The organism is Caballeronia sp. INDeC2 (assembly GCF_023631325.1).
Lineage (GTDB): Bacteria > Pseudomonadota > Gammaproteobacteria > Burkholderiales > Burkholderiaceae > Caballeronia.
Genome location: NZ_JALQDG010000035.1, coordinates 1 through 11,246, shown reverse-complemented (window position 1 = coordinate 11,246; position 11,246 = coordinate 1). Strand labels below are relative to the sequence as shown.

Here is an 11,246-nt window from a genome sequence, read left to right as displayed (position 1 = left end):
CGCAGTTGATCGTCCGTCTTGTTGCGCGGATGATCCTTGAGTCCCGACGGGCAGCAATGCGAATACGTGACGGGCTTTTTCGAACAGGCGATTGCATCGGAAGAAGTCTTCGCGCCAACATGCGAAAGATCCACCATGATGCCCACGCGATTCATTTCATGAATCACTTCCTTGCCATAACCCGAAAGACCGCCGTCCGGTTCATAACAGCCCGTGCCCACGAGGTTCTGCGTGTTATAGCAAAGCTGCACGACGTTGACGCCGAGTTCCTTGAATACTTCGATATAACCGAGGTTATCCTCGAACGCGTACGAGTTCTGAAAGCCGAAGATGATGCCCGTCTTGTTCTCCTTCTTCGCGCGCAGGATGTCGTCGGTGGTGCGCACGAGCGTGAGAATTTCGCTGTATTCGCGGATCTGCTGCTTCATTTCCGCCATGTTGTCGATGGTCTTCTGAAAGTCTTCCCACACCGACACGGTGCAGTTCACGGCGGTGACGCCGCCCTTTCTCATATCCTCGAACACGGAGCGCTCGAACTTCGAGATGTTCAGTCCGTCGATGATGATGCTCGAATCGTGAAGGCTACTCATTGTCGATGTCCGTTCAGTTTGCATGGGAATCGAAATCAGGCCGCGCGTTCTACGGCCGGGCGATCGTTCGCGCTTCCTTTTGCGTGGCCCGCTTCTTCGAGCGCGGTCTTGGATGTCTCGCGCAACGAAAGGCCGCCGATCATCGCGAAGATCGATACTGCTATCAGGTAATACGCCGGCGAAAGATTCGTTCCCGTCGCGGAGATCAGCCACGTCGCGACGAGCGGCGCGGTGCCGCCGAAAATCGTGTACGCGAGGTTATACGTGATGGCAGATGCGGTATATCGAGTCTTGGTGGCGAAGACTTCAGAAAGCAGCGGGGCAGTGACCACGCCCGAAAGCACGGCGCCTACGGCGAGAAGCGCAACGCCGAACAGTGATCGCGACAAGTCGCCCGATCCGCCGAGCGCGAAGGCGGGATAGACCGACGCGATGATGAAGATGCAGGTGCTCGCGATCGTCGCGCGGCGGCCCACCAGATCGGAGAATAGGCCCGCCAGCGGGCACAGCGCCGCGGCCAAGAAGAGCGCGAGCACGGTCACGAGCAGCGAGGTTCCGCGAGACAAGTGCCCCGCGACCTGCATATACGTCGCGAAGTACGTGGTGAACGTGTAGAAGGACAGCGCCGTCACCGAGACGAACGCGCCGAGTCTCAGGATGTTGCCGGACTGCGAATGCAGCGTTTCCATCAAGGGGGCATGCGCGACTTCCTTGTTCCCTTCGAGCGCCTTGAATGCCGGCGTTTCATGTAGATTCACGCGGAGATAGACGCCGATCAGACCGACCGGCGCCGCGATGAGAAACGGCACTCGCCAGCCCCAGTCGATCATCGCCGCGGACGATAGCGATGACTCGAGCGCATAAGCAACGACCGCCGCACATGCGAACGACGAGAACGTGGACACCGGAACGAAACTGCCGAAGAACGCGCGACGGCGGCGCGGCGCATGTTCCATCACATAGGCGCAGGCGCCCGCATACTCGCCGCCGGCGGAGAACCCTTGCACGCAACGGATGATCGTGAGAAGCAGAGGCGCCCAGTAGCCGATGCTCGCATACGTCGGCAGCAGCCCGATCAAGGTCGTGGCGCCCGCCATCATCAGGATGGTGAAAGCGAGGGTCCGCTTGCGACCGATCCTGTCCCCGACGACGCCGAAGAACAGGCCGCCGAGCGGTCGAAACGCGAAAGCAACCGCGAATACCGCGAACGTCTTCAGAAGCCCGACCGTCGGATCGCCGCTCGGAAAGAACTCGCGCGTGAGAATGGTCGCGAGGAATCCATACGCGGCGAAATCGAACCATTCGACGAAGTTGCCTATGGAAGCCGCGGCTATGACACGTCTGAGCGTCCTGGTATCGACCTCTTGAGCTGCTTGATTCGGCATGGCGCGCTACCCCTTTCGCTGGTCGGTTTCTGTCCGAGTTGAAAGGAGCGTAAGTGCACAAATTACTTAGGTCCATACGTGTCGATTACCTAGGTAATCGGCTAGCCGCGCGATCGTCCGCGCGGCGTGATGCCTAATGCCTAATACCTAATGCTATTGCTGAAGCCATGCCTGCACTTTCTCCGGATGCGCATCGACGAACTTCTTCGCCGCCACGTTCCAGTCGTTCGTGGCGTTGCCATCGAGTTCGATCGCTTCCACGTCGGCCAAGGTCAGCTTGAAGTGCCGGACGAAGACGTTGACGCGAGGAAACTTCTGCGCGAATTGCTTCGACCCGAAACCGTGAATCTGCTCGTCGCCGCCCAGCACGGCCTTTGGATCCTTCAGATAGCGCATTTTGTACTTCTGCCATAGCCAGTGCGGGCTCCAGACCGTCGCGACGATCCAGTTCTTCGATGGATAAGCACGCGAGACCGCCGTCAGCATCCCGGCCTCGCTCGCTCTGACCAGGTTATATCCGGCAAGATCGTATTCCTTGAGCGCCTTCTCCGATGCGACCATCTCGCCCGCACCCGGCTCGATGCCCTGAATCGTGCTGTTCAGCTTGGCTTTGACATCGGGCTTGTTGAGATCGGCGATCGACGCCACTTCGCTTTCGGGCACGTAGTCGGGGACCGCCCATCCGATCTTCGCGCCGGAGTAAATCGCACCGAGATCTTCGATGTCGTTCTTGTAGCGGGCGTAGTAGGCCGCGTGCGTGACCGGAAGCCAGGCGCCCAGCATCAGATCCACGTCACCCCGGGCGAGCCCCTGAAACTGGATGCCGATATCCGCGTTGACCAGGGTAACGGGCTGTTGCAGCTTCGTTTCCAGCACATACTTCGCGGTGTAGACGACCGCCTGCGTATCGGCCCAGTTGGTCAGCGTGATCTTGATCGGCTCTGCGGCATTCGCGCATATCGCGAACGTGACGGCGGAGACTGCAGCGGCAGTCTTCATGACAAAGCGTACGGACAAGGCATTCTTCATTCTACGTTCCTTGTATCGGGTTGGTTCAATGAAGACCGGGTACGATGAAGTCTCCTGATCTATGAGCACATTCGCCTGTCACGGGAATGCGCATCGCGGCAAGCGACGCCCTGCAGTCGGCAGTATTCGGGGGCATTAAAGCGCCGTCAATGTTCTTTGACTTTCAAGGCGCGATTTGCACCGAATAGTTCATAGAGGGTTTACGCGTAGAAGAACGACTATCGCGCCCGCTTGAGATACCTGCGGCGATACACGATTGTCCACGCCGTCAGTCCGCCGTAAGTGGCGTACCTAAGCAACGTCGAGAGCCGGCCGGCGTCCGGTTCGCTCAGAACGAGCGTAATCCACAAACGGACGAGATTCTCCCCGACGAGACCGATACCCCAAACCGCCGTCATCAGCCGAATGGACCGGGCGAGAGCAGGGCTCGATTGCCATCGTGCGTCGAATTCCGTCTCGCGGCCTTGTTGCTCGCGCGACATCGTCGAGCGTGCGAGATAGAACACAAGTGGCCGGTCCAGAAAGAGCGAAAGCAGAAACAGCACGCCGATAATGCCGCTCACCGCAGGCTCGCGCGCCTCGCCCATCCAGCGCGCCGCGCCGGACAGCAGGACCATCAACGACATGGCGATGCCCGCCAGCACGATGGCGCTCAGCGCATCGAAGTGGCGGTATCGCACGACGTCGATGATCATCCATACGATCAGCGGCACCGCCGAGGCGATGAGCGCGTCCACCATGCCGAATCGGCCGATCGCGATCCTGTAGGCGAACGCCGGCAATACGACGTTCACGAGGAACGCGAGCACATAACGCGCGGACGGAATCATCATCGGCATCTCCCGGTTATGTGCCTTATCTTCCGATGGACGAAAGGTGGTCATTGCATCGCATGCGCACTACCCGAAGCATATGAATCGTCGATTCACCAGCAAACAGCGCCACCGCCAAAAACAAACCGGCGCGCGTGCGTGGCGCATGGCGTTATCGGATAATGTTTCAGGTATTGTGACGTCAGTGCGCTGTGCAGCGACGCTGTTTGGCTTCGCGCGCGGCCCCGCCATCGTGAGATCATGCGAGAACTCCACGAGCAAAGCCATGCCCCTTCAGGCATGGCCGCGCTGCCCGCCATCACCTGGGGAAGTCATATCGGCCAGCTTTTCGGTTCGGCCGCGGAGTTGCGCGATCTGCTCGTTCCTTACTTCTGCGCCGGATTGGAAAACAACGAGCGCTGTCTGTGGGTGACCGGTGAGCCGCTTAACGCCGACGAAGCGCGCGCGGCTCTGCGTACGGTCGTGACGGATCTCGATGCGCGCGAACGGTGTGGCCAGATCGAGATCCAGGACGGCCATCTTTTCTACGAACACGGCCAGCCGCTTCGTCCGGCCGACCTGGTCGCCGGACTCGTGCAGCGTGAGCGCGAAGCGGTGTCCGCGGGCTATCGCGGCTTGCGCACGAACGGCAACTGCGCGTGGGTGGACGAAGCGCGCTGGAGCGACTTCGCCGACTATGAATCGAGACTGCAGGACGCGGTTCGTGGCCGGCGTCTCATCTGCATGTGCAGTTACCGGCATGACATGATCGACGGCGATGAAGCCCGGGATGTTCTCGACCGTCATCATCTCGTGCTGCGTCATGCGCCGGTCGCACAGACGCACGAGATCGCGTGCGATGCCGCGGTGCCGGAAACGCTCATCGGAGATGCGGCCGGCGATTTCAAGGAAGACATCGACGCCATTCAGGCGATTGCGGCAGTGCCCACGATCCTTCAGGTCGTGTGCCGCGCGACGGGGATGGGCTTCGCCGCGATCGCGCGCGTGACGCCGCAGCGCTGGGTGTGTCTCGCCGTGCACGACGAAATCGGTTTCGGCCTGAAGCCGGGCGGCGAACTGAGCGTGGCGACCACGCTGTGTCATGAAATCCGGCAGTCGCGCGAAGCGGTGGCGATCGATCACGTCGCCGAGGACGCGCTTTATCGCGATCATCCGACCCCCGCGATGTACGGCTTCCAAAGCTATATGTCGATGCCGATTTTTCTGCGCGACGGCAGCTTCTACGGCACGCTCTGCGCGATCGATCCGAAACCGGCCAAGCTGAACGATCCCGCGGTGACCGGCATGTTCCGAATGTTCGCCGACCTCATTGCCTACCATATCGAGGCCCAAAAGCATCTGGCCAAGGCACAGGCCGATCTCTCCGATGCGCTGATGCTCAACGGTCTGCGCGAACAGTTCATCGCGGTGCTGGGCCACGATCTTCGCAACCCGCTCGCGGCGATTTCGGCCGGCGCGACGCTCCTGCGCATGAGTGGACTCGGTGAAAGAGAGCGCGCGATTTCCGACGCGATCTCGCGCAGCGCGACGCGCATGACCGCGCTCATCGACGACATTTCGGACCTGACGCGCGTGCGGCTCGGCAGCGGGATCACGCTGCGGCGGACGCGCGACGGACTGGAGCCGGCGCTGCAACACGCCGTGGACGAAATGCGGCTCGCGTATCCGGCATGCCGTATCGAAACCGCGATTTCGCTCGAACGTCCCGTCGAGGCCGATCCCGTGTACATCGCGCGGCTGCTTTCCAACTTGCTCAAGAACGCGCTGACTTACGGCTCGCAGGCGCAGCCGGTCAGCGTGACTGTATCGACGGACGAAGCGTTCGTCCTGTCGGTCAGCAATGCGGGGCAGGCCATCGTAGATAGTTTGAAGACAGGCCTGTTCGCGCCATTCACGCGCGGCGCGGGACGCGACGATCATCCGGGACTCGGGCTCGGGCTCTTCATCGTCTCGGAGATCGCGCGGGCGCACGGCGGCACGATCGATCTGGCTTCCACCGATACCGCGACGACTTTCACCTTCCGGATGCCGCTCGCGATCCACAGATAAGTCACCGCGGCAAAGCACGCCAAGGGTTTTCCCCGATGCTCGTCCATGTCGATCCATCCTGCGATGCATCGTCGTAGAGATGTATCCAGTTTCCCGACCAAAAGGAGAGCACATCATGCCTACCGGCACCGTCCGTCTACACCGCGTCTTGCGCACGACGCCCGAACGCCTCTATCGCGCGTTCCTGGAACCCGATGCGATCGCCAAGTGGCTGCCGCCTTACGGATTCACCTGTCAGGTTCATCACATGGATGCACGCCCGGGCGGAACGCACAAGATGTCGTTCCGCAATTTCGGCACGGGTCACGCTCATTCGTTCGGCGGCGAGTACATCGAACTCGTGCCCTTCGAAAAGCTCCGCTACACGGACCGCTTCGACGACCCGAATATGCCCGGCGAAATGCAGGTGACCGTCACGTTGCGGCAGGTGTCTTGCGGGACCGAACTCAGCGTCGTGCAGGAGGGCGTGCCCGAAGTCATCCCTGTGGAGATGTGCTATCTCGGCTGGCAGGAATCGCTGGTTCAACTGGCGAGGCTGGTCGAGCCGGAGATCCCCGACTGACCTCACGTTGATCGGCTAAGATACGGCGCCCCGCATCATCAACTCATAACGTGGAGTGCTTTCCGTGATTCAGCCGAGCAACGTATTCAAGGACAACCTGGCCGAGATGCCCGCCATCGAAGGCATCGAGCGCATCGATGTGGTCGACGGCAAAGGTGAAGTGGTCGCGAGCATCGAGAACAAGCCGGGCAAGCAAGGCTCGCTCGCGGTCTATCACTATCTGAAGCAGACGTTCGGCACGCTCGACGCGAACGCCGCGCAGCACGGTCTCGCCGTGTTCGCCGAACATACCGCCGATGCGCGCAATCGTCCGGGCGCGCATCCGAATGTCGATCGCCTGCTCGCGGTCGTCGATGGCGGCGAAGCGCTGTGCATCGACGTGATTCAGGCGAAGTAAAAATCAGGCCCGTTCCGCCATCGACGGAACGGGCCTTCACTCGAATCACACGCGCAATTCGACGCGCTTGATGTCCTTCACGATCACGAGATAACTGAACACCGTGATCAGCGCATTGATCCCCACGAACGCCAGCGCGCCGTTGAACGATCCCGACTGCGCGACGAGATAGCCGATCACGATCGGCGTCACGATGCCCGCGACGTTGCCGAACATGTTGAATATCGATCCCGACAGCCCGATGGCTTCCTTCGGCGACGTATCCGCGACCACCGCCCAGCCCAATGCGCCGATGCCCTTGCCGAAGAACGCGAGCGACATCAACGCGACCACGACCCAGTCCGTATCGACGTAATTGCAGCCGATGATGCACGACGACAGCAGCATGCCGCCGACGATCGGCGCCTTGCGGGCCAGCGTGAGCGAGCAGCCGCGCCGGATGAGGCCATCGGAGATGACGCCGCCGAGCACGCCGCCCGTGAAACCGCAGATCGCGGGCAGCGAGGCGACGAAGCCCGCCTGCAGGATCGTCATATGGCGCGCCTGCACGAGATAGATGGGAAACCACGTCAGGAAGAAGTAGGTGAGCACGTTGATGCAGTATTGCGCGAGATACACGCCGAGCAGCATGCGGTTCGTGAGCAACTGCCTGACGACCGGCCAGCCGATGCTGTTCGACGGCGCCGGCGATGCGCCGCCCGCGCGCCGATGACCGCGCACGAGACCGCCGCCCTCCTCGATGTACTCGAGCTCCTGCCGGTTCACGCGCGGATGGTCCACGGGGTTCTTCATCACGGAAAGCCACGTGAGCGCGAGCAAGAGACCCGCCACGCCCATCACGATATAGACCTGGTGCCAGCCGAACGCGTGCGTGAGCCACGCCATCAGCGGCGTGAAGATGACCGCGGCGAAATACTGCGCGGAGTTGAAGATCGCCGATGCCGTTCCGCGCTCCGATGTCGGGAACCAGCTCGCGACGACCTTTGCATTAGCCGGGAACGCGGGCGCTTCCGCCGCGCCCATCGCGAAACGCAGCACGAAGAGCGCCGTCACGGCGGTCGCCGCGCTACCGAGCAGGCCGATGGAGCTTTGCAGCAAGGTAAAGAGCGACCACAGGAAGATGCTCGCCGCATACACGCGCCGCGCGCCGAAGCGATCGAGGAGCCAGCCCGCGGGCATTTGCGAGAGCACGTACGCCCAGCTGAAGGCCGAGAAGATGTAGCCCATGCGAATCGCATCGAAACCGAATTCGGCGCGCATGGCCGAGCCGGTCACGGACAGCGTCGCACGGTCCGCATAGTTGAACGTCGTGATCACGAAGACCAGCAACAGAATGAGATAGCGCACGCGGGTGCGCTTGATGACGTCCGCGGGATTCGCGGTGCGGCTCATCGACATGGACTTCCCCTTTGATTCGATCGTGCTGATGCACGAAGGGCCGCACGCGCGGCCCCATGTGCGAAGCGACGCCCGCGCTTCGCCTGCCTCCTTCCGTGCCGCTTACTGCGCGCCGAGCTTCTTGATCAGCACGTCGAGCTGCTCGAGCTCTTCTTCGGTCAGATCGGTCAGCGGCGCGCGCACGGGACCCGCATCGTGGCCGACGAGCTTCGCGCCCGCCTTGACGATCGACACCGCATAGCCCGCTTTGCGGTTGCGGATCTTCAGATACGGCAGGAAGAACTCGTCGATCAGACGGCCGGTGGTTGCGTGGTCGTCGGCGGCGATGGCGCGGTAGAACTCCATCGCCGTCTTCGGGATGAAGTTGAACACCGCCGACGAGTACACCGGCACGCCCAGCGCCTTGTACGCGGCTGCGTAGACTTCGGCCGTCGGCAGGCCGCCCAAGTACGAGAAGCGGTCGCCGAGACGGCGGCGGATCGTCACCATGTTCTCGATTTCGCCGACGCCGTCCTTGAAGCCGATCAGGTTCGGGCAGCTATCCGCGAGTTGCTCCAGCATGTCGGCGTTGAGTTTCGAGTTCGCGCGGTTGTAGATGATCACGCCCATGTTCGGCACGGCCTTGCACACTTCCTCTGCGTGCGCGCGGATGCCTTCCTGCGACGCTTCGGTCAGATAGTGCGGCATCAGCAGAACGCCTTGCGCGCCTTGCTTCTCGGCTTCCTGCGCAAACGCGATGGCCGTGCGCGTCGGGCCGCCCGCGCCGGCGAGGATCGGCACCTTGCCGCGGCACACTTCGGTGGCCGTCTTCACGATCTGCGAATATTCGGGTTGCGTGAGCGAAAAGAATTCGCCCGTGCCGCCCGCGACGAACAGCGCTGAAGCACCGTACGGAGCCAGCCATTCGAGGCGTTCCGCGTAGGTGTCCGCGCGGAAATTGCCTTGCTGGTCGAAGTCCGTCACGGGGAAGGAGAGCAGGCCTTCGGAAACGATTTGCTTCAGTTCTTGCGGTGTCGTCATGATCTATGTGTCTGGTTGGTCAGCGACCGGCGGGTGCCGAGCTTATAAGTCATCGTACAACATGAAGGGGCGTCGGACAACCGTTTTAAGCCAATGAAATCAATCGATAAGGGTAATTACTAAGTGAGCGTCGTTGCCTATGTTGTAGGATGACATAACTCCAACCGCGGCCGCGGTGTGTTCGCTCAAGGATTCGCCAGAATGAATCAGTCCCCTCTCTATATTCGTGTCCACCCGGACGACAACGTCGCGATTGTCGTCAACGACGGCGGCCTCGGCGAAGGCGCCACGTTCGCCGATGGTCTCGTGCTGCGCGAGCGCGTGCCGCAGGGCCACAAGGTCGCGCTGAAGGATCTCGCGGAGGGCGACGCGGTAATTCGCTACAACGTGGTGATCGGCTACGCGACCAAAGCGCTGCCGAAGGGAAGCTGGGTGAACGAGCACGTCACGCGCATGCCGGCGTCGCCCGAGCTGCACGACCTGCCCATCGCGACGATCAAGGCGCCCGACGAGTCGCCGCTGGACGGCTTCACGTTCGAGGGTTATCGCAACGCGGACGGCTCGGTCGGCACGCGCAATATCCTCGCGATCACGACGACCGTGCAGTGCGTCGCGGACGTGGTGCAGCATGCGGTCACGCGCATCAAGGCCGAATTGCTGCCGCGGTATCCGAATGTCGACGATGTCGTGAGCCTCGGCCATACATACGGCTGCGGCGTGGCGATCGACGCGCCCGACGCGATGGTGCCGATTCGCACTGTGCGCAACATCGCGCTGAATCCCAACTTCGGCGGCGAGGTAATGATGGTGAGCCTCGGCTGCGAGAAGTTGCAGCCCGAGCGCCTGATGCCGCCGGGCACCATTCCGATCGCGGCTGCATCGGCGCAAATGGACGATGTCGCGGATATCGGCGACAACGCCCACGACGACAACGGCGGCGCGGTCGTGCTGCAGGACGAAGCGCACGTCGGCTTCGGCTCGATGATCGATTCGATCATGCGCATGGCCGACACGCATCTGAAGCGGCTGAACAATCGCCGCCGCGAGACGTGTCCGGCGGCGGATCTCGTCGTCGGCGTGCAATGCGGCGGCAGCGATGCGTTCTCCGGTCTGACGGCGAATCCGGCGGTCGGCTTCGCGACGGATCTCCTGGTGCGCGCGGGCGCGACGGTAATGTTCTCGGAAGTCACGGAAGTTCGCGACGGCGTCGCGCAACTCACGGCGCGCGCGGCGAACGGCGACGTGGCGCAGGCGATCATCCGTGAGATGCAGTGGTACGACGATTATCTGAAGCGCGGCGGCGCGGACCGCAGCGCGAACACGACGCCGGGCAACAAGAAGGGCGGCCTCTCGAACATCGTCGAGAAGGCGATGGGGTCAATCGTCAAGTCGGGCAGCTCGGCGATTTCCGGCGTGCTGTCGCCGGGCGAGAAGGTAAAGCAGAAGGGTTTGATTTACGCGTCGACGCCCGCGAGCGATTTCATTTGCGGCACGCTGCAACTCGCGGCGGGCATCAATCTGCACGTCTTCACGACGGGGCGCGGCACGCCGTACAGCCTTGCCGAAGTGCCGGTGCTCAAGGTCGCGACGCGTTCGGATCTCGCGCGCCGCTGGCACGATCTGATGGACGTGAACGCGGGCACCATCGCGACTGGCGAGGCGACCATCGCCGATGTCGGCTGGGAGTTGTTCCGGCTGATGCTCGATGTCGCGAGCGGGAAGAAGCAGACGAAGGCCGAAGCGCTCAAACTGCATAACGCGCTCGTGCTGTTCAATCCGGCGCCGGTGACCTGATTCGGACCGCGCTTGCCGCGGATACAACTTCCCTGTTTCGTGAGCCGCACCCCAAAGGCTGGATGCCTTTGGGGTTTTTTTTGCCTTTCGCCCATCTCCCTCCGCGATTTCAACATCGTTCTATATGACCGAATCGATGGCGCCTTTATCGTTCGATGCAAGTCACGACACGATCGATGTATCGCTGTG

General features: G+C 61.9%; 10 protein-coding genes. 4 read left to right on the top strand and 6 right to left on the bottom strand.

The window, feature by feature from the left end; genetic code table 11:
• The 4 genes from NCS28_RS22780 to NCS28_RS22765 form a co-directional block, all read right to left on the bottom strand.
• A partial coding sequence (locus NCS28_RS22780; protein ID WP_250516042.1) for a membrane dipeptidase occupies positions 1–590 on the bottom strand: 590 nt, incomplete at its 3' end.
• Positions 591–625: 35 nt separating this feature from the next.
• On the bottom strand, positions 626–1,975 hold the full coding sequence (locus NCS28_RS22775) for an MFS transporter (protein WP_250516041.1): 1,350 nt from the start codon (positions 1,973–1,975) through the stop codon (positions 626–628).
• Positions 1,976–2,128: 153 nt separating this feature from the next.
• On the bottom strand, positions 2,129–2,974 hold the full coding sequence (locus NCS28_RS22770; protein ID WP_250516040.1) for a glycine betaine ABC transporter substrate-binding protein: 846 nt from the start codon (positions 2,972–2,974) through the stop codon (positions 2,129–2,131).
• Between the two features lie 248 nt (positions 2,975–3,222).
• Positions 3,223–3,837: a VC0807 family protein gene (locus NCS28_RS22765; RefSeq protein WP_250516039.1), complete on the bottom strand. Its 615-nt coding sequence runs from the start codon at positions 3,835–3,837 to the stop codon at positions 3,223–3,225.
• Positions 3,838–4,077: 240 nt separating this feature from the next.
• Between NCS28_RS22765 and NCS28_RS22760 the strand changes: the two genes are divergently transcribed.
• From NCS28_RS22760 to NCS28_RS22750, 3 genes are all read left to right on the top strand, one after another.
• Complete coding sequence (locus tag NCS28_RS22760; RefSeq protein WP_250516038.1) at positions 4,078–5,886, top strand: MEDS domain-containing protein; 1,809 nt, start codon at positions 4,078–4,080, stop codon at positions 5,884–5,886.
• A 115-nt stretch (positions 5,887–6,001) separates the two neighbouring features.
• A complete protein-coding gene (locus NCS28_RS22755; protein ID WP_250516037.1) occupies positions 6,002–6,448 on the top strand; it encodes an SRPBCC family protein in 447 nt (148 codons plus the stop codon).
• 64 nt (positions 6,449–6,512) lie between these two features.
• Positions 6,513–6,845, top strand: a complete 333-nt coding sequence (locus NCS28_RS22750) for a DUF2322 family protein (RefSeq protein ID WP_250516036.1) — start codon at positions 6,513–6,515, stop codon at positions 6,843–6,845.
• A gap of 45 nt (positions 6,846–6,890) precedes the next feature.
• Here NCS28_RS22750 and NCS28_RS22745 read toward each other — a convergent pair whose 3' ends face one another.
• Entirely contained in the window at positions 6,891–8,243 is a 1,353-nt protein-coding gene (locus NCS28_RS22745; protein ID WP_250516035.1) for an MFS transporter, read from the bottom strand.
• Positions 8,244–8,345: 102 nt separating this feature from the next.
• Positions 8,346–9,263, bottom strand: coding sequence for a 5-dehydro-4-deoxyglucarate dehydratase (gene kdgD / locus NCS28_RS22740; RefSeq protein ID WP_250516034.1), 918 nt, complete (start codon positions 9,261–9,263; stop codon positions 8,346–8,348).
• 201 nt (positions 9,264–9,464) lie between these two features.
• On the opposite strand from kdgD, the gene garD reads away from it, so the two are divergent.
• Complete coding sequence (garD, locus tag NCS28_RS22735) at positions 9,465–11,057, top strand: galactarate dehydratase (RefSeq protein ID WP_250516033.1); 1,593 nt, start codon at positions 9,465–9,467, stop codon at positions 11,055–11,057.
• Positions 11,058–11,246 lie beyond the last annotated feature (189 nt).